Here is a 19,716-nt window from a genome sequence, read left to right on the forward strand (position 1 = left end):
CCAATACCGGCAAGCGCTATCAGAGGTGGTCAACGTGGCTAAGGACGAGAAGAAAAGCAAAGACGGGTCTTCAAAAGCCAGCAAGGATTTGAAAGACAAGAAGTCATCATCGGCAAAGAAATCAGCTGCGGCATCGGCTCTTTCCAAAGCCTCTGAAAAGAAAGAAAAGAAAGACAAGAAAAAAGATGCCGAACCCAAGAAATCTGCAAAAAAATCGGACAGCAAGCCAGAGAAGGCCAAGAAGTCGGACAAGGCAGATAAACCTGCGAAAAAGAAAAAGTGACGGTTGCGATTGGCCAGGGCTTCATGCCCTGGCCTTCTCACGCTGAATCGCGCTCCCGTCACTGAGAGATGATCGCCTTGGGTCCAGCGCCCTACAGCGACTCAAGAAACGCCCGAATCGCCGCCCGTTCCTTCGCCCCCAGCGTTACATAGCGCTGCCGGGCCACTTGCGCTTCACCTCCATGCCACACGATGGCTTCCTCCAGCGTGCGCGCTCGGCCGTCGTGCAGGTAGCCACTGCCGGGGTTGATCCGCTCACCCAACCCAAGCCCCCACAGCGCAGGGGTGCGCCACTCGCGGCCATTGGCGAGAAAGTCCTCACGGCCATCGGCCAACCCCTCGCCCATGTCGTGCAACAACAAATCGGTGTACGGCGCGATCCGTTGCTGGCTCAGCGCCGGGTACAGCGGGTGTGTGCCCGTGACCAGTTCGGGCCGGTGACAGGCCGTGCAGCCAATCGCGGCAAACAGTTTTTTACCCTGCACAACCGCAGGCTCGGCCTGCTGCCGGCGCGCAGGCACGGCCAGGTGGGCGAGGTAGAAATGCAGGTCACCAAGCTGCATCGCGTCCAGCTCCGGCTCGCCGCCGTGGGGCGCCTGCGCGCAGGCCTGTTGGGCAGGGGTGCAGTTCTGCTCAGGAGCCAGCGTGGAGGTGATGCCCAGGTCGCCCAGCATGGCGTGGGCGATCTGTTGGCGCAGGTCGGGCTGGTTGGCCTTGAGGCCAAAGCGGCCCGCCTCGGCACGCTGTCGCTCCACACTCCACACCTGATTGACGCGCCCGGTCACGCCGTCGGGCTTGGCTTCAGCCGCCATGGCCTGCAGCGTGCTGGCCTCGATGGCCTCCAGCAAACCGAGGCCGAATACCGGCGAGCCCACCCGCGCCGAGGTCAACACCCCGTCCAGTGGCCCATAGGCCAGCTCGCGCAGTTCGACACGCGGCGTGCGCAGCATCACGGTTTCGCCATCGCCCAGCGGCACCGCGTGTTCCTGCCAGTACACATGGGCCCGCCCTTCCCCCGGCACGCCGGGCACACCTTGGTCGTTGAGCTGGTCGCCATACACAGGATGAGGCTTCGGCCCGCCGTGGGCATCGCGGCCCGGCACGGACAGGCGCAGCAACAGGCTGCGCATCGCCTCCCCCTGCTGCGGCGCCTGGCCACGACCGTTCTTGGGGTGGCAGGCGATGCACGACACCCGGTTGTACAACGGCCCGAGCCCATCCACCGCTTCATCGCGAGACGGTGCGACCACCCACGCCTGCCGGAACAGGCTGCGCCCTCGAAAGAAGCGCTCCAGCTGGCCTTCGTCCAGCCCGGCGAAGGGCTGGGCGTAGGCTTCACGGTTGACCGCGGTGTGGGTGACATCGGCGCTGGCGAGCGCGCTCACCAGCAAACCGATCGACAGCCCGGCGATGCGCACAACGGTCACTGACCCAGCCCCTCCAGCAACCGCGCCGCCTCTGCCCGCTGCAGCGCGGCCTGGAACTGCCAGGTGATCTCGGTACGGCCCAATGCATCCTGGTCGGTTGCCGGCTCGTGGGCCATGCCCTTGTCCTGACGTGCCGCGAACAGGCCCAGCAACGGCTTGGCCTCGGCTTGCCCGGCAGTCAGTGGCGGCGCGGTCAACAACTGACGTATGGCGGCTACGTCATGCCCCGCCGCTTCGGCCGCGTGCAGCCGCGTCCAGAGTTCGTTCAGCGCCTCGTGGGGCAGGCCCAGCCATTGGGTGAACAGCGAACTGATCAGCGCCAGGCGTTCGCGCGAGCTGCCGTTGCCGTAGTCATAGGCGCCGTGCCCTGCGGCAACGAACGGGTCGTGGTACTGCGCGGGCAGCTGCGCATACACGCTCGGGCGCACCGGCAGCTTGCGAATGTCGGCATCGGCCAGCAGCGCCTGCCCGGCGTCGGACAACACGTACCGTGCGAACGCCCGGGCACCGGCCGGCGCCTGGGTGCTTGCGGTAATGGCGATGAATGCCGGGTTGAGCCCACCGTGGGCCGGGTACACGAAGTCCACCGGCTCGCCGTTGGCCTTGGCCGAAGCGACGAAGAAGTCGATCGACAAGCCAACCGCTGCCCGCCCGCTGGTGACCTCGTCACTCACCAGCGTACCGCCGCGCGTGACCAGCCGCGCCTGCCCGGCCAGTTCGCTCCACAGCGCCCAGCCGCGCTCCCAGCCATAGGCGCGCAGCACGATATCCAGCAGCACCGGGGCAAACCCTACCCGGCCCGGGTCGGGCAGCGCCACCCGCCCGCGCAAGCGAGCGTCGAGCAGGTCGGGCCAGTCCTTGGGCGTGGGCACGCCCAGCTCGGCCAGCGACGCGGTGTTGATGGCAAAGCCGTAACCTGCCAGCTCGGTCGCCTGGTACAGGTTTTTTTGATCACGCAACGCCAGGCCGCCGATCTGCGCCGGCAGGCCCTCCAGGCTGATACCCAGCGGCTGCCAACTGCCCGCCTTCGCCAGCCGGGTGAAGTTGCCCGGCGACGGCGCCCAGTACACATCCACCCCGCCCTGTCTGGCTTGCAGCAGGTAGGGCAAGGCATCGAAGCCCTGGCGCCAGAGGACCTGCACGCGATACTCCGGGTGGGCCTGGGCGAAGCCATCCTCCACCCGCGTCATCACCTCCTCGGGGTAGCTGGTCATCACCACCACGCTTTGCGGGGCCGCGCTCAGCAGGCCGCTGAACGCCAGCAGCAGGCCCGCCAGCCAGCAGTTACAGCGGCACATTGAATTGCACGAAGTATTGACGGCCCATTTCCGGGTAGCCCTCGCTGTACTCGTACAGGCGGTCGAACAGGTTGCGCACGCCGCCCTCGATCAGCACGTCGTTGCTGAAGCGGTAGCCGGTCTTGAGGTTGTACACCGCGTAGCCCGGTGCCATCTGGGTGGCGTCGGAGGTGTTGTAGCGACGCGAGGCCGCCTCCACGCTGGCGGTGTGCTTCCAGGCGTCGAGGTTCCACGAGGCCGAGCCGAACAGGCTGTGGCGCGGGGTGTCGGTGGGGTGCAGGTCGCGGTCGCTGCGGTTCTCGCGGTCGAGGAAGGTGTAGTTGGCTGCCAGCTCCCACTCGCCCAGGTCGCCGTTGATGCCCAGCTCCACCCCCTGGTTGCGCGCCTTGGCGATGTTCTGGAACTGGCCGCAGGGCGCGGCGCAGTTGTCCTGCGCGGGCACAGTGACCTTCTGGATGGAGTCTTCGATATTGGCCACGAACAGCGCCGCGTCCAGCTGCCATTGCGGGGCAACCTGGCCGCTGTAGCCGAACTCGTAGTGCGTGGCGCGTTCGGACTTCAGGTCCGGGCTGGGGATGACCGTACCGAAGCGGGTCGAGTAGCGGTCCTTGATGGTCGCAAAGCGGCTTTTGCGCGCCACGGTGAGGCGCAGTTGGCCGTTGTCATCGGTGCCCAGCAGCGGGTTGGTGTTGGCGAACAGGCCGAGCTGCGCGTTGACCGCGTCGTTGCTGCCGGTGGGTTCGTCGTACAGCACGGCCTGCTTGGGCGAGCTGGCGGTGGTGCCGTAGTTTTCGGCATCCAGGCTCTTGCGGTAGTTGTAGGAAACGCCGCCCACCACGCTGAAAATCTCGTTCAGGCGCAGGGTGTCTTCCAGGGCAATCGACTGGGTCTGGTCGCGAAAGTGGGTTTGCGGGCTGTCGCCATCGCGGGAGCGGTGCACGTCATCCTTGAAGTGGTAGGCGATGCCCAGGCGGTTGTTTTCGGTCAGGGCCAGGTCGGCTTCCACCGAGAAGCCGGTGCTCTCGTCGTCGTACTTGCTCGGGAAGCCCTTCTGCAGGTTACCCACCACGCCGTTGCGGTAGGCGAAGCTTTCCAGCGAGTTCTTGAAGGTGTCGTGGTACACGCGGGTTTTCAGAAAGTGCTCGCCAAAGCCGGTTTTGGTGGCGATGAACACACTGGTGTTGTCCGAGCGCGGCCACTCCCACCAGCGTGCGCGCTGGCCGGTCGGCGGCAGCTTGCCGGCATAGGTGGGCTGGCCCTTTCTGCCCTCCTGCTGAACGTAGCCGAGCACGTATTCATCGGTTTCGTTGGGGGTGAAGCCCAGCTTGAAGCTGAACTTGGTGTCGCGGTGGTCGCTGTTCTCGCGCCGGCCGGTGCCTTGCTGGTTGTTGGTGGGTTTGAAGTCGTCGGGCAGCAGGGTGTAGTCGTAATCCACATACGACACCCCGCCCTGCATCCACCACGCGCCCTGGTTGGAACCCACGTTGGCGTAGGTGCGGTAGGCGTTCACGTTGCCGTGATCGGTCAGCTCAAGCCCCCCGCCCACTTCGCCTTCGAATTCCTGCACCGGGCGCCGGGTAACCAGGTTGATCGCCCCGCCCAGGGTGTTGGGGCCGTACAGCAGCGAGGCAAAGCCCTTGTCCACCTGGATGCGCGACAGGTCGTAGGTGGTGAAGCGGCCCAGGTCGATGTTGCCGTCATAGGGCACGTAGGTGGGGATGCCGTCGATATACACCGGCACCTGCAGGCGGTCGAAGCCGCGCACGAACACCACCTGCTCGGCGCGACCGCCGATATAGCCTAGGTTGACGCCGGGGGCCAGGGTGAGCGCGCTGGCGACGGTTTCGCGGTCGTGCAGGCGAATGTCCTTCAGGTCGATGACCGAGCCACCGGTGGACAGGGTTTCGTCCTGGGGCGCGGAGATCTGGATTTCACCGAGGGTGAAGGTGTTTTTCTGCTCCGCGAGGGCGGATTCACCTCCCAGGGCTGCGACGGCAACCATCAGGGCGTGCGGTGTTAGCGGCTTCATTGCTGCTCCTGTGTCGGCCTTGACGTAGGCGGCGCCCGGGCGACGTTGTGTATTATTTTATATAGCGACCGACGGTTTTTCTGATCACGACCTCCCCAGGAGGTGATCAGCCGGTGGGTGCTATAGGGGGAAAGCGGGATGGCGGGTGGGCCAAACGGCAGGAATGCTAGCGTTGTTCACAGGACGTTACAACGCTGTACACAAAAATATATAGCGAATTGACCAACCCAGAAGCGGGGCTTCTAGCGGCTTTGCGCTCGACGGCAAGGTGTCAGCGGAGTGCCGGCAAGCGCATCGAACCCCTACCCCTCAGGCACGCGCTACATCGTCTGTCGAGGGATGGCATAAATACGTACAAGTTCCTCGTTGCAGGCGTGGTCAAGGAACCTGCTCTCTAGAAAAAGGAAGCTCTCAACGAAGCCGCAGGTCGTGAACAGCTGCTTGACCTTGGTCATTTCCATTGAGTCCGTTTCAGGTTGATTCTTGATAAGCGTTTGGCGAAGTGCGCCGGCTGCAGTACTTGGGTATATGAAGAGTTGGGGCACCAACGTGGAGCCACCGCTGGCATCGAAGCGTGTGAAGGTGATGGCAGTCAGCTCTAACTGCCTTTGATTGCTGCGGGCGAGTGCACGTACGGTATTCAATACGAAAACAGCAAGCCCCAACAGAAAATCCGAGATGTCTTTTTTCTCGAGTTTTCTTTGTAATTTTTTTAATCTGCTGTCCCGTGAAATGATGGGGTATTCTTCAAAATCGTCGAACGCGCCCGCCATGGAACGCAGATCATTGTAGGCTTCTTTTTTTATTATCTTTGCGTACAACCCGTGTAACTTCATCTATTTGAATCTCAGCATATGTATTTTTAATGTAAAACACCGGGGCGCGGCATTGCATATTCAATCCACGCGAACAACTAATCGGGCTCTGCCCACTAAATCGCCCTACCACGGATCATAGTACCGATACCGGTTATAATGCAGCCTGGCCTCACGGTCGTAACCAACGAAAACTGCCACACGTTCTATTTAGTGTTGATTGAGGATTTGATTTTTTGCCTAGAAGCCTCCACGTCCCCAAAAACCGGATCGACAATAGAAACTCCTTCTTCAGCAAGGAACCTATCGACTTCACGATCAATAATCCCTAAAAAAACACGATAACTAGCTTCGGCAAAAAAACGACCCTGATAAAAAATAGAAAGCCTTTCTCCTTTAATCTTAAATAATAACGCAAAAGATGAATCAACTCCGATAAATTCAAAAGATTTTGTGCTTTTCAATTTCACCAAGCCATCAATTAAGGAGGTAATTGACAAATATATCATCATCCGAAGTCTTGAATCATCCTTGGAGTCTATACCTTGATCGCCAGAGGAAAGCCTTATATCCCCCATGTCAAATCCTTCTGGCTCACCGCCCTCTTCGGATCTCGAAATGTAGAACTCCATAACTATTAGCCTCCTCTAACAGGAAAAACCGTAATTGCCCTATTTCCATCATGAGAGTCGAATACACCTCGAACCCGGAGCGCTTGGTTCAGCTTGCCATTGTCGGCATAGGCAAAGCGCTCGTTCTGCGACTGGTCACCCTGACTGGCGGTATGCGCGCCAGCCGTCCCATGGGGTCAAAACGCGGATCATCACAACACTGGCCACCCTACCAACAGGGCATTTTTCGCATATTTTCGATGAACACTAGGCGCCCTTCATCGCCTACTAAGCTTTTTAGCTTGTTCAAGAAACCATCCATATCTCTCGCGATCAAATCGAAGGCACCCCGCCCATGCTCTCCCGAGCGCTGCAAAATCCCAAAATATTCGCAAGAAGATAATAGCTCTTCATACAATGGGCGTTCAATCCACTTATCATCAGGTAAGAATAACGACAAAGCTGAGGGTGATGGTTTCTCAATACTTCTGTGCCGAGAAATAACAATATATTTTTTTAAAGCTACAATATAGCTTTCATGCTTCATTACCATTTCACAAAAAGCACCCCCGCTGTCCTTAAAAAAGAAATTTGGCAGCCCTCCATTTCTCCTTTGCCTTGGGGGATAAATGGTATCCGGAGAGTTAAAACAATAGCATTCATCAAGCAGCGAATTTAGTACTTTTCGCGATGCAGCATCTGCATTAAACCCTAACGCCCCACTCATGCCACGCGCCATAACAACTGAAAACTCATCATCTTCATTTGCTGGCAGCGAAGATATAAGTTCGTTGGCTCCTTTCTTGAAGTCCTTGAACCTTGACCGATGCACCAAAACCTCAAACATCTTATTCACCCTGGATAAGTAAACACTATAGTTTGCCCTTTCTTATTTCGCGCATGCACATGCGGTCCATCATGATGATCGGGAAACCTTTCCCCCACCATGTCAGGATGCCCATCTGGGTGGGCAAAACTAGTGATTCATCATATTTTCCTTCGCGCCCCAACGTAGTTCCTTTAACGCACAGGCATGTGTAGTTTTTACCTTTACTCGTATCCTTAAACCGGGTAACCGGAATGTTCTCTGCTTGCTGCAACTGCCTGCCTAACAATAGGGTGATCGTCGCCCGACAGCTTGATAAACACACTTTCCTCTGCCTCTCTCTTCATTGCGACACTATGTCTCGTGTTGCAATTCTTGCTGCGGGACAAAAAACCAATCAGCCAAAAAGAAATTGTACTGCCCTAAATTATGCATCCTTCATAACCTGGATATTTATTGGCAACGTCCGGCCAGACTTCATGATTCGCCTATTCGATCACACCCCTACTGTTACCAATAGCAACAGAACTTTCAACTAGACCAATAAATTCTTCTGCAGAACTAATCATTTTCGATCCTGGTATTTGAGTAATACTTAGGTCGATAGAGCGCCCAATTGGGCTCTTTGTGCTTCCCTCTCATCACACTTCCATGCTCGTCAAGATCGTGATCGCTCCAAATACCAGCAGCACTTGCTGAAGGACAACTACCGCACCGTTACGCGCTTAAAAAACCTACAGAAATTATGCAATTTTTATCTCATTGGTTTGCGCTACGCAGTGGTTGAGAAAGTCCTTCCATACATCACCTAGGGATTCGATTAATTTCGATGACGTACACACCCCTATTGCTGCATAGATATAATGCAACATCTAACCGCAGCCATATGCTGCCTACCTGCTCTAAAACCCTAAACCACTAAATGCATTTCAATAACCACTAGTCAGATTTTCTCTATCTTAGGGAACATTGAACTATACCAATAGCAGCCTGGACTTTTTAGCCATCCACCATGCCTCCCCTTTGATAACACCGCCAAAGGCACAAGATCAACACCATAGCGATAAAGCAATGCAATCAACTCTCGAACATTGTTGACGGTGATTTTTCTACCATCCAGTTTTATATTTAAATTTCGACCGTCCCCTACGCACCCCTTGAAGGCCTGAACATCTTTCAACCCGTAGAAAAAACGATCTTCATCATTTCTGGACAAGAATTTCGGAAGAGCAATTTCAACAATCATTAAGTTAGCGCCTTTTACCGCCTGGATAGACGTTTTCATAACCGCCATTAGGCATCTGAAGATCCCAATGAGGCCCACCATGCGCGCTAGAACCTCGGCCTGTAGGAACCCATACGTTTTCATCTTTGTCTAGCCACCCAGAACCTCGTCCATCATCAAGCCTTACCCACGTTTCTCCTCGTTTGCACTCGCAAAACCCCTCCCGTTCCCCTGGCTTCCCTGGTGCTTTCGAGCCTTCGAAATCGTGCGCATCGTTTGGAGGCTTCCGAACTTGATACTTGTTCTTCGCCAGTCCCAGCGAATCCATCCAACCCACTGGATTTGGCGCATATTGATAGAGATTGAGTCCACCCAAGTAACTAATCGGGTCTTGGCTAAGGAATCGCCCAAACCCCGGATCATAGTACCGATACCGGTTGTAGTGCAGGCCAGTCTCCCGGTCGTGATACTGCCCCTGAAACCGTATTGGGTTACTTAGCCCAACCTGCCTTGCCCAGCCCGACCGCTCCTCATGCACCTCCCCCCACGCCTTGTACTGCCCCGCCCACGCCACCGCCCCATGGTGGTCAGTCAGTTCCATCGGCGTGCCCAGGTGATCGCACTGGTACCACGCAATCGCATCAAACGCCTGCGGCTGCATGTGCGTGTGCCACAACGGGTCCTGGTCGAAGTCGTAACTGCGCTGGCTCCAGTCCGGCTGCTTGTGCAGCCGCACCGGCCCCCTGCGCAGGGCCTGGGCCACCGGCACAAAGCTTCCCGGCTCATACAGGTAATGCACCGTGCGGCCCGTATCGCCTTCATCACGCGGCGGGGAGCTTTCCCACGCCAGTGTGTCGCCGTCCCAGCCAAACAGCGTGAAGCCACAGTCCAGCTCACGCTGGCGCTTGGCCCGTTCAAGCTGATTCCAGCCCGTGCCGGCCTGCGGCTTGTTCGAATAATGCGCAACCGAGTGTTTGTGCAATCGCCGCCCGAGGGCGTCATAGCTGTACTCGACCTTGAGCTTGTCGTCACTGTGGCTATCGTGGATATCGGTCAGTTGCCCGGCAGCATCGGGCTAACCGTCCGGCCGGGTTCCAGGCCTGGGTCTGCATTAGCCTGTTGCCCTGATGGCGCACCACTTCACGGTGCAGGTCATCGCACTCGTAGCTGAGTATTTCGTGATGGTCGAGCTTCATGACCGTGCGATCGTAGGCAAGCTCTCGGCTGCGACTAATCAGTCAGGTGAGTCGTACGTTCGGCCAGTCACGCAGGTCAATATTGCGTTGACCGCACTACCAACAAGGCATATCCCGCATATTTTCGATAAACACTAGACGCCCATGATCACCCACCAAGCGTTCTAATCTGTTAAGAAAATAATCCATATCATGGGAAATCAAATCAAACGCCCCCCACCCGTGCTCTTCCGAGTGCTGTAAAATCCCAAAGTACTCGCACGAAGACAGCAAGTGTTTATATAGTTCATTTTCGAGGCGACCACCATCCCTCATAAACTCAGCCAGCATGGAAGGCAGAGGCACTTCAATATGCTTATGCCGGGAAATGATATTATATTTTTTTAAACTCAATACATAGCGCTCATGCTCCACCAACAAACCATTGAACGCACCACCTTTATCTTTGAAAAAATAATCTGGCATTCCACCCTCACGCCGTTCTCTTGGGTGGAAAATGGTATCAGGAGCATCAAGGCAATAGCACTCGAAAACTAACGCATTCAGGATACTTCGCGCCACTGGACTAACGTTAAATCCCAACAACCCATTTGCACCACGAGCCATAACAACAGCAAACTCATCCTCATCACTCGCTGGCAAAAAAGATATAAGATCACTGCCTCCTTTCTTGAAATATTTTAATTTCGATCTGTGAACCAAGATATCCAACATTTTCCCAATCACCCTGGATAAGTAATCACTAACGTTCAGATTACCCGCTTCTTCATGGAACCACTGCAGCTTGCTTGCCGAGTTGATCGCCTGGATCAGCTTGCCATTGCCGTCATAGGCAAAGCGCTCGGTCTGCTACTGATCACTTAGCCGGTCAGCCAGCTAATCGGGTAGAAGCAACCCGTTAAGGCGTACCAATGAGCCCATACCGAACGCTTTCAACACGCACCCAATCACAAATTAATTTAAGTCGACTATTATTCTCGCAGTGTATCGTTACAGCTGCGACATCATCCACGACATCAAATGAAATTTCACAAACTACGTTTGCATGCCCCCACTCACTAAAGCTCACGCACCTACTCCCTATAAATGACAGCTCAATGCAGACCTGATCGTACTTCTCCGGCCACTTGGCTGGACTTTTTCTAAGTTTATTTTGAGTAAGAAACTTAACTGAGACCCTTGGCTCATCTCGCTTAAAGTTAATCTCAGAAATCTCTGAACCTGCAAAATCTGGCACCTCCCCATACATTGAGGTCAAGGCTTGCGGATTCATTACTTTAGAATAATTCATTTTATTTATTATTCCGACAGCCAAAATAATAGTAGTCATCCATGCCCTCTACAGCTCCTGTTCGAGTGTCACTTGCAGATCGCACATTGTGATGGGACGGCTGATCCCCTACACCTCCTGCACCATAATTGTGACCTGCCGAATGATCCTGAATAACGAAATCCTTTCCATTCACCCGATAAGTTAGTTCTCTAGTCATAATTGGTTTTTATCTTCGCTTAAAACCCACTTACCATTTGAGTCGGTAAGCGGCACCATTTTTGGCCGGCTGGATGCTGGTTTTTAGGAATGCCTAACTGTCGACGCACTTCCCGCAAACTCGCACGTCTGGTATGAGCGCATGCAAGACCCAGTGGATCATCGTAGCTAACTGGATTTAAAGCATACTGGTGGAGATTGATCCCGCCTGCATAGCTAATAGGATCTTGGCTAAGAAATCGCCCAACCCCCGGATCATAGTACCGATACCGGTTGTAATTGCAGCCCAGTCTCCCGGTCGTGATACTGCCCCTCAAACCGTATCGGATTGCTCAGCCCAATCTGCCTTGCCCACCCCGAGCGCTCCTCTATTACCTCCCCCCACGCCTTGTACTGCCCCGCCCACGCCATCTCGCCATTGTGGTCGGTCAGCTCCATTGGCGTGCCCAGGTGATCGCACTGGTACCACGCAAGCGCGTCAAACGCCTGCGGCGGCATGTGCGTTTGCCACAGCGGGTCCTGGTCGAAGTCGTAACTGCGCTGGCTCCAGTCCGGCTGCTTGTGCAGGCGCACCGGCCCCCTGCGCAGGGCCTGGGCCACCGGCACAAAGCTGCCCGGCTCATACAGGTAATGCACCGTGCGGCCCGTATCGCCTTCATCACGCGGCGGGGAGCTTTCCCACGCCAGTGTGTCGCTGGTTCCAGCCCGTGCCGGCCTGCGGCTTGTTCGAATAATGCGCAACCGAATGTATATACTGAGACTAAGGTTTTTCGGTCAATCAACCTCTACCCAGCAAGCAGTATCAAGAACCGATAGTGACGAATACCTCTCCAGTGCCCTCATCATATATACGCCGCGCCACTGCATACTCCGCACCAAACTCTTTCAATATCTTTGAGTTCCAGCTTTCAGAAACTATCAGCGCAACCTCCATAGCTTGCTCCTGAGAAAGCTCATCAAAAACGCCTGTTATCTCAAGCAGATTCATCCAAAATTGAGCTTTTTCTAAGCTTTTGCTCCTGCGCAAGTGACCCTGATATATCTCAAAATCAAATAATTCTTCAACAAACACCTTTCCATCAAAAAGCTTGAAAGATGGCCAAAAAAATCGTGCAAACCAAACAATGAAATCTGATTCCAGACTGTGGCTTACATAAATTGCCCGCAGGTAATCGACCCCTGTTACAACACGATCTTCATTAGCTTTTACGAAAGACGCATAATCAAAAGATGTAATGTTATTCACTTTGTCTTCCCTTTAGGGTATTCGTCTGGTTCAGGATCGCGTACGCGCCCCTTATCTATAAATACACGACCGTCTTGTCTAGTATTTTTTGTTGCTTCTTTAATATTCGGCCTAGGAATATTCCCGTGATCTTTGCCCGAGCCACGGTACTGCTTCCACGTACCGTCCCCGTAGTGTGTCGTGTACTGGCCATCAACACCCGGACGCTCAATAATCGAGTGTGGCCTTCCTTCTGCTGCTTCCATTGGCCGCGGCGGTTTGTTTCGAGACTTACATGCCTTTTCACAACCTTCCAACCCCAATGGGTCTACCCAACCCACAGGGTTTGGCGCGTACTGGTGCAGATTCAGCCCACCCGCATAACTAATCGGGTCGTTGCTAACAAACCGCCCAACCCCCGGATCATAGTACCGGTACCGGTTGTAATGCAGCCCAGTCTCCCGGTCGTGATACTGGCCCTGAAACCGTAGCGGGTTACTCAGCCCTACCTGCCTTGCCCAGCCCGACCGCTCCTCACGCACCTCCCCCCACGCCTTGTACTGCCCCGCCCACGCCATCTCGCCATTGTGGTCGGTCAGCTCCATTGGCGTGCCCAGGTGATCGCACTGGTACCACGCAAGCGCATCAAACCCCTGCGGCTGCATGTGCGTTTGCCACAACGGGTCCTGGTCGAAGTCGTAGTGGCGGCCGCTCCAGTCCGGCTGCTTGTGCAGCCGCACCGGCCCCCTGCGCAGGGCCTGGGCCACCGGCACAAAGCTGCCCGGCTCATACAGGTAATGCACCGTGCGGCCCGTATCGCCTTCATCACGCGGCGGGGCGCTTTCCCACGCCAGTGTGTCGCCGTCCCAGCCAAACAGCGTGAAGCCACAGTCCAGCTCACGCTGGCGCTTGGCCCGTTCAAGCTGATTCCAGCCCGTGCCGGCCTGCGGCTTGTTCGAATAATGCGCAACCGAGTGTTTGTGCAGTCGCCGGCCGAGTGCGTCATAGCTGTACTCGACCTTGAGCTTGTCGTCGCTGTAGCTCTGCAGCCGATCGAACAGGTCCCAGTTGAACTGCGCACGCACGCCGTTGTGCAGCCGTTCGGCCAGGTTGCCGCGCGCGTCGTAGGTATAATGGATGCCGGCGTACTCGCGCAGCAGGTTGTCCATCAACCTGTTGCGTTTCGGGGCCTGGTCCAGCGGGCGGTTGAGCTGCTGCGTCTTCTCGTCCAGCAGGTTACCCGCCGGGTCGAAGGCGAATGTCTCCACCCCCAGGCGACTGGTGGCCTGCAACAGGCGACCGACAGGGTCGTATTGGTAGGCCAACTGACCACGTCGGCTGTCTTGAATGTCGGTGAGTTGCCCGGCGCCATCGTACTGGTACTGACGCTTGAGCAACGTGGACTTGCCGTCGTGGCTGCCTAGCAGTTGCTCCTGCAGCCGTCCGGCCGGGTCCCAGGCCTGGGTCTGCATCAGCTTGTTGCCCTGACGGCGCGCCACTTCACGGTGCAGGTCATCGCGCTCGTAGCTGAGCATGTCGTGCTGGTCGAGCTTCATGCCCAGCAGGTGGCCGCTGCCGTAGGTCAGCCAACTGACCGTGTGGCCATCGGGGCGTACGGTCGCGATGCGCTGGTTGAGCACGTCGTACTCGTGCGTCCACACCGCCACCACCGGCTGCTGCAACCCCAGGTAATGCTGATGCTCGCGGGTCAGATTGCCCGCCTCGTCATGGAACCACTGCAACTGGCTTGCCGCGTTGATCGCCTGGATCAGCCTGCCGTTGCCGTCATAGGCAAAGCGCTCGGTCTGGGACTGATCGCCCAGCCTGGCGGTACGCTCGGCCAGCCGCCCCATGGGGTCGAAACGCAGGTCGATGCGGCGCTGGCCGACCTGGGTCGAGGCCAGGCGACCGCTGTACGGGTGGTATTGATAACGGGTGGTCAGGCCATCGAAGCCGGTCTCCTGCAACAGGCGACCGACCGGGTCGTACACGAAGCTCGCCTGGCTGGTGTTTTCGTTTTCCAGGCCGATCAGCCGGCCCAGTTTGTCCCAGCGGTAGCGCAGGGTGTGCTCGTTGGCGTCGACGCGCTCGGCCAGAAGCCCGGCGCCGGAATAGGTCCAGGTGGTGCAGCGGTCGAGCGCGTCGAGGTACGCCAGCAGACGGCCTTCGGCATCACGCTCGAAGCGCTCTTCGGTGTTGTCGGGGTGGGTGACCCTGGACAGTTGCCCGGCCTTGTACTCATAGGCGGTCTTGTTGCCCGCTGCGTCGGCGAACTGCACCAGCTGGCCGAAGTCGTTGTAGGCCCACTGGCTGGCTTTGCCGGAGCAGTCGGTGTATTCGAGCAACTGCCCGGCGTCGTTGTAGGCCAGCGCCTTCTGGTTGCCGTTGGCGTCCTTGATCGCACTTACCAGGCCGCTTGGGGTGTAGGCAAATTCGGTCTTGTTGCCCAGCGGGTCGACCGTCTCTACCAGGTTACCGCGCTCGTCGTAGTCGCGCAGCCAAAGGCCACCCTCGGCATCGCGGATCTTAATCAGCTGGTCATGGTCGTCGTAGGCGTAATGCAGCGTGCTGTGGTCGGGACGGATGTGCTGCAGCAGGTTGCTACGCTCATCAAAGCTGTAGCGGTCCTGGCTACCGTCGGGGTGCACGTGGCGGATGATGTTCTTGCGTGCATCACGGAACAGCCATTGCTCGCGGCCATCGGGATGTACGACGCGGTAGGTATAGCCAAGGGTGTCGTAGTAGTACCAGGTTTCCTGGCCGTGGGCGTCGGTGACGTAGGTCAGGCGGATGTTCGGGTCCCACGCCAGACGGGTCTCGAAGCTGCCGTCATCCGCCCATTCATGAATCGCCTTGGCGTGCGGGCCTGTGCCATCCCACTCGAGGTTGAGGCCACGGTCGGTGCGGTCGGTGTAACGGGTGATCAGATGATGCTGGTACTCATAGTGCCAAGCGGCACCGTTTTCATCCTGAGCCGCTACCAGGTCACCCGCGCCGTCGTAGTGATAGGCGCACAGTTGGCGCAGCGGCTTGCCATCGACCACCTGCCACACGCCCTGGATATGCCCCTGCTCATTCAGCAGGGTGCCCAGTTGCAGGTGCACCTTGCTCGGGTCGTCGTCCTGGTAGGTGTTGATATCGGACAGCACCGGCTGGCCGTTGTGGCGATGCTCGTAATGCAGCATGGCACCGGCACCGCTGCGCAGGCGAATGTGGGTCAGGTAAAAGCGCTCGCCGACCTGGGCATAGGTTTCGAACCGATCCTGGCCCCGCACCAGGGTCAGCTGCTGTGCACGGGTGCGCTTGAGGGTCAGGTATTCGATGGGGTCGTGGTGCCAGGTGTCGACCTCGAGCCACGGGAAGTCGTGGCTGCGTCCATCGCTGTCATGCAGCACCAGCCCCTTGTCGACCACATCGATGCAGGTGGTGAACTCGGTGATCCAGCGTGCGCCTATGGTGCCGCTATCCAGCGCGTCGAGCCGCGAGTTGTAGACCCGGGCCCAATCCACCGGGAACGGGCCGGACAACGCGAAGTCCTGATGAACGACGGTCTCGTCGCCGAGCACATGGCCGATGCTGTGGCCGGTACAGGGACAGATACCATTCTTGTCGGTATTGGGGGCCTTTTTGGCCCTGACCTGGCGGCTGACCACCTCGGTCGGGCCTTCACTGTGGATGTGCCGCGCCTGCTGGGTGACCCCGGGGCGAATGCTGGTGGCAACGCCGCGCCTGGCGGGGTGTGCCAGCACGGTTTCCAGCAGGCGGCTCAGCAACCAGGCAATGCTGTTTTGCATGTCAGGGGCGCCCAGGGCTTCGAGGCGATCCGGCACCGACGCGGCCAACCCGTCGAGCGTGTGTACCAGCGGGCGCAGCAGGCTTTCCAGCGCCTCGCCGAAGTGGCTGGCGACATGGTTGTAGGCCGCCTTGAGGTTGCCCTCGGAGGCATTGGCCAAGGCCGACAGCGCCAGGCGCCAGGCGTCAGTGCTCAGCAGCGAGTCGTACAGCGCCGCCTGGGTCATCTGGGTGCGTGACAACTGGTGGCTGGCTGCGGCGTCGAGCTGGCCCCGGGCAGCGGCTTCTATGGCCCTGGCCAGCGTGGTGAACAACAGGCGCGCGGTGTCGGCGGCCTCGCCGAGCATGGCCGGCAACTGGGCCAGCGCCTCGCGTACGTAGTGTTCCAGGGCGCCGCGGATGTTGGCATGCAGGTGGCCGTCGATGATCTCCAGGATCACCGCGCCGATGTTCGCCCCCGGGCGACGGCGCAGGGTCTGGCGGGTCAATTGCAGCACCGGGCGCAGCACCATGCGCGCCTTGGTCAGGCCTGGGGGAAACGGCACTACGCCGATCAGGTTGATGCCCAGGCTGACCCAGTCGAGCGGGTCGGGGGACGGGCTTTCCAGCAGCGTGAGAATGTCGATCAGTACATCCACACCGGCCAGGGCATTACAGACCACCGGCACATTTTCGCCGGCCTGGCGCAGCAGTTGCAGGTTCACGAGGCCGTAGGTGATCTCGCGCAGCCAGTGGTCGACAGAGGCGGCGGCAGCGCCGAGGTCTTCACTGAGCAGGGTTTCGAGTGGGGCAATCGCAATCTGGATCTCACGCTCGCTGGGCGTGGACGCTGTGGGGGAAGCAGACATCGGGAATAGCCTTCCTAGGCAGGGGCGAAGCGCCCTGGGTGGTCCATGAAGGCAAAAGGGTACGAGGGCAAGGAATGCTCAGATATGGAGAAACTTCCTGGAGTTGTGTGGGATGTGTCACATAAAGATGTAGATGCCGCGGATATACACTGGCACCGGCAGGCGGTCGAAGCCGCGCACGAACACTACCTGCTTGGCGCGACCGCCGATGTAGCCCAGGTTGACGCCGGGGGCCCGGGTGAACGTGCTGGCGACAGTTAAGACAGTACTTTTCGTACAGTGCCTAGAGCGCCCCATCCAGCACGTCACCTACTTCCCATTGACTTGCGTTGCCTACCTCCAATGTTTGGAACTTATGTGGCAGGTGCTGACAGCTCGAGCGCTGCATTTATCGTCACTTCAGTTTTCTACAAAGCCAAGCTCCCCATTGCGCGGCTATGTGCGTTTCCGATCTGGCATCTCGCCCACATACCAGTGGCCTCCATTGGGGAAGTCCAACGTCACAGACTGTTTGGACAACACTGGCCTCTGTCTATACTTTGTCTTGTAGGCGGGTTGCTCCGTAGGATTGTCTGAGTTGAGCCATTTCTTAATGGAAGCGTCGGTAGAATTCAGCTCAATCAGACAGAAGTCAAAATCTGAATTATTTGTCAATTTGAATAGAAGATTTTTTGGATCTTCAGGTGGCGCAGTTAAGGAATCGGCGGTCGTCGCTATAAACCTTCCGCCGGGGTAGAGAACGAAGTCATAAATGGTTTGGGGCGAATTCAATGGGGATTTTGTACCCGTGGTGGGGTCGTTGAATTTTTGGTAGTGAAAATAATTGATCTTACCCTCCATTTCGTTTTGGAGTTGTACGCTGTAGGATGTTGCGCTGGAGATTTTTGCACTCATGATCGATGCTCCCAGGATAGCCACGCGGCTTTGTGTTCCTGGATAGCTTGCTACGTCATTTTGCTTGTCACAACTGTCAACTTTGCCAGTTGCATCGAGCCGATCCAGCCTTGCTGCCTTAGCAATAATGCAAAGCATCCGGCCCCCGCTTCAGGGGCGTTGCGCATGGGGGTGTAGAGCGTGCTGAAGCCCACCCCCGTGAACCTTGCGAGCTCGCAGGCAATCCAGCGAACGGGCCTCGCGCACTGCTACTGCGCCACCCGAACATCAGATGGCAGCTCCACTCAAAAAGGGAGGGTGTTGCAACGGCAATCACCCTCCTCTGTTCGACGCATGCACTACTTAAAAATGCTGACGACGCGAGAGCTGAACTAGGGTCATTTGAGTTCTGTACAGCACCCAAGCTCCCCGTTGCGCTGCCAGGGGAAAAGGTCAGTCTTCGCTTTTTGCTACGCTCACCGCCCATACGCTTCCATCGATTACCGCCACACTAGTTGACCTTCCTGGACGTAGCAGCCATGCGTACCATTTAGAGGGGTCGCCACGGCGAGGTTCGTAGTCGATCCAGCGCCGTAGTACCCCCCCTGGAAACTGCTTCGGTCCTGTATTCACCTCCCCAACCATTTGGTTGTATCTATCGATTATTGACTCGCGCTGAGATTGAACGTCTTTGTCACTTTCGTCCCCCGGAATGTCCTCCAGCGCGGCTATTACCCAGTCGGGATAAGGGGGCTCACCGTATACGCGGAGCAACCCGACAGGAAAACCTGAATTATTTGTAAATTTGAATCGAAGAAGTTTTGGATCTTCAAGCTGCGTTTGGTAGGACTCGGCGGTCGTCGCTATAAACTTTCCGCCGGGGTAGAGATTGAAGTCATAAGTAGTTTGGGGCGATGTTAATGCGGATTTTGTACCCGAGGCGGGGTCGCCGAACTTTTGGTAGTGGAAATAATTGATCTTACCTTCCATTTCGTTTTGGAGTTGTACGCTGAAGGATGTTGCACTCATGATCGATGCTCCCAGGAAAGGCACTCGGCTATGTGCTCCTGGATAGCTTGCTACGTCATTTTGCTTGTCACAACTGTCAACTTTGCCAGTTGCATCGAGCGGATCCAGCCTTGCTGCCTGAGCAATAATGCACAAGCATCCGGCTCCCGCTTCATGGGGGGTGCGCATACCGCTGTAGAACGCCTTGAATCCCCACCCCAACCCCGCTAATCTTGCGACGTCGCTGTCAATCCAGCGACCGGGCGTCGCGGCCCGCTAATGCAAAAGGCGCAACTGCGCCACCTGAACATCAGATGGCGGTTCCACTCAAAAAGGGAGCTGCACAATGGTCAAAACCGTCTCCAATCCCCCGCTTACTACTCAACCCCGCAAACGCATCTACACCGCCTTCGGCTGTTGCAACGGTAATCACCCGCCCCTGTTTTCCGTCTGCGAAGGCATCGAGCTGGAAGACGCCCTGGTTCACCTGTCGCTCCAGATCCAATGCGCCAAGGACACCACCGCCCAAGCCTGCGAACGCGCCGACGAGCAGTTCAAGACGCTGCTGATCGCCGCACAGCAATCGCTGGAAATGAGCACCGTACTGATCGACACCGTGCTGGACGGCATGGAAGCAAACGCGGCACCCGAGTAACGACGCAACACACGGGCCGCACACGCGGCCTACCGAGCTCGCTCCGCCCACCAAAACCCCACCTGCCCCCCACATCACGCACTCTCCCCTTGCTGTCCACGGCCCTCTGGCACTAGG

The 19,716-nt window shown here is 57.4% G+C and carries 16 protein-coding genes and 2 pseudogenes; 2 read left to right on the forward strand and 16 right to left on the reverse strand.

Annotation, left to right across the window (positions count from 1 at the left end):
- Positions 1-34: 34 nt before the first annotated feature.
- A complete protein-coding gene (locus NP552_RS02480; RefSeq protein ID WP_231390615.1) occupies positions 35-283 on the forward strand; it encodes a hypothetical protein in 249 nt (82 codons plus the stop codon).
- 91 nt (positions 284-374) lie between these two features.
- Here the strand turns inward: NP552_RS02480 and NP552_RS02485 are convergent, their stop codons facing one another.
- The 16 genes and pseudogenes from NP552_RS02485 to NP552_RS02560 all read right to left on the reverse strand — a co-directional run bounded on the left by NP552_RS02485 (position 375) and on the right by NP552_RS02560 (position 18,965).
- Positions 375-1,709, reverse strand: coding sequence for a di-heme oxidoreductase family protein (locus NP552_RS02485; protein ID WP_058540075.1), 1,335 nt, complete (start codon positions 1,707-1,709; stop codon positions 375-377).
- A complete protein-coding gene (locus NP552_RS02490) occupies positions 1,706-3,007 on the reverse strand; it encodes an ABC transporter substrate-binding protein (protein ID WP_058540074.1) in 1,302 nt (433 codons plus the stop codon). Before NP552_RS02490 ends, NP552_RS02485 begins: the two co-directional genes overlap by 4 nt.
- Positions 2,994-5,036, reverse strand: a complete 2,043-nt coding sequence (locus NP552_RS02495; protein WP_274096368.1) for a TonB-dependent receptor plug domain-containing protein — start codon at positions 5,034-5,036, stop codon at positions 2,994-2,996. Before NP552_RS02495 ends, NP552_RS02490 begins: the two co-directional genes overlap by 14 nt.
- A 320-nt stretch (positions 5,037-5,356) precedes the next feature.
- Positions 5,357-5,872, reverse strand: a complete 516-nt coding sequence (locus tag NP552_RS02500) for a hypothetical protein (protein ID WP_274096369.1) — start codon at positions 5,870-5,872, stop codon at positions 5,357-5,359.
- Between the two features lie 185 nt (positions 5,873-6,057).
- On the reverse strand, positions 6,058-6,483 hold the full coding sequence (locus tag NP552_RS02505; RefSeq protein ID WP_274096370.1) for a hypothetical protein: 426 nt from the start codon (positions 6,481-6,483) through the stop codon (positions 6,058-6,060).
- Positions 6,484-6,691: 208 nt separating this feature from the next.
- Positions 6,692-7,309, reverse strand: a complete 618-nt coding sequence (locus NP552_RS02510; RefSeq protein WP_157811416.1) for a hypothetical protein — start codon at positions 7,307-7,309, stop codon at positions 6,692-6,694.
- 922 nt (positions 7,310-8,231) lie between these two features.
- Complete coding sequence (locus tag NP552_RS02515; RefSeq protein WP_157811417.1) at positions 8,232-8,534, reverse strand: hypothetical protein; 303 nt, start codon at positions 8,532-8,534, stop codon at positions 8,232-8,234.
- Between the two features lie 4 nt (positions 8,535-8,538).
- A pseudogene (locus NP552_RS02525) lies at positions 8,539-9,709 on the reverse strand (RHS repeat domain-containing protein); the annotation flags it as partial.
- A gap of 96 nt (positions 9,710-9,805) precedes the next feature.
- The gene (locus NP552_RS02530) at positions 9,806-10,423 is read right to left on the reverse strand and encodes a hypothetical protein (RefSeq protein ID WP_274096371.1); all 618 of its coding nucleotides are present in this window, start codon (positions 10,421-10,423) and stop codon (positions 9,806-9,808) included.
- A 184-nt stretch (positions 10,424-10,607) separates the two neighbouring features.
- Entirely contained in the window at positions 10,608-11,039 is a 432-nt protein-coding gene (locus tag NP552_RS02535; RefSeq protein ID WP_274096372.1) for an immunity 50 family protein, read from the reverse strand.
- The gene (locus NP552_RS25985; RefSeq protein WP_177333038.1) at positions 11,002-11,199 is read right to left on the reverse strand and encodes an HNH/endonuclease VII fold putative polymorphic toxin; all 198 of its coding nucleotides are present in this window, start codon (positions 11,197-11,199) and stop codon (positions 11,002-11,004) included. Before NP552_RS25985 ends, NP552_RS02535 begins: the two co-directional genes overlap by 38 nt.
- A gap of 142 nt (positions 11,200-11,341) precedes the next feature.
- Positions 11,342-11,946 (reverse strand): annotated as a pseudogene (locus NP552_RS02540) (RHS repeat-associated core domain-containing protein); the annotation flags it as partial.
- Between the two features lie 54 nt (positions 11,947-12,000).
- Positions 12,001-12,444 carry a hypothetical protein gene (locus NP552_RS02545; protein ID WP_274096373.1) on the reverse strand — a complete coding sequence of 148 codons (444 nt, stop codon included), beginning with the start codon at positions 12,442-12,444 and terminating at the stop codon, positions 12,001-12,003.
- Entirely contained in the window at positions 12,441-17,063 is a 4,623-nt protein-coding gene (locus NP552_RS02550) for an RHS repeat-associated core domain-containing protein (protein ID WP_274096374.1), read from the reverse strand. Before NP552_RS02550 ends, NP552_RS02545 begins: the two co-directional genes overlap by 4 nt.
- A 435-nt stretch (positions 17,064-17,498) precedes the next feature.
- Complete coding sequence (locus tag NP552_RS02555; RefSeq protein ID WP_148071514.1) at positions 17,499-18,095, reverse strand: hypothetical protein; 597 nt, start codon at positions 18,093-18,095, stop codon at positions 17,499-17,501.
- Positions 18,096-18,389: 294 nt separating this feature from the next.
- Positions 18,390-18,965, reverse strand: a complete 576-nt coding sequence (locus tag NP552_RS02560) for a hypothetical protein (protein ID WP_213605701.1) — start codon at positions 18,963-18,965, stop codon at positions 18,390-18,392.
- A 325-nt stretch (positions 18,966-19,290) separates the two neighbouring features.
- On the opposite strand from NP552_RS02560, the gene NP552_RS02565 reads away from it, so the two are divergent.
- On the forward strand, positions 19,291-19,599 hold the full coding sequence (locus tag NP552_RS02565) for a DUF6124 family protein (RefSeq protein ID WP_054915325.1): 309 nt from the start codon (positions 19,291-19,293) through the stop codon (positions 19,597-19,599).
- Positions 19,600-19,716 lie beyond the last annotated feature (117 nt).

The sequence above is a fragment of the Pseudomonas sp. 8209 genome (assembly GCF_028682105.1).
GTDB classification, from domain to species: Bacteria; Pseudomonadota; Gammaproteobacteria; order Pseudomonadales; family Pseudomonadaceae; genus Aquipseudomonas; species Aquipseudomonas palmensis.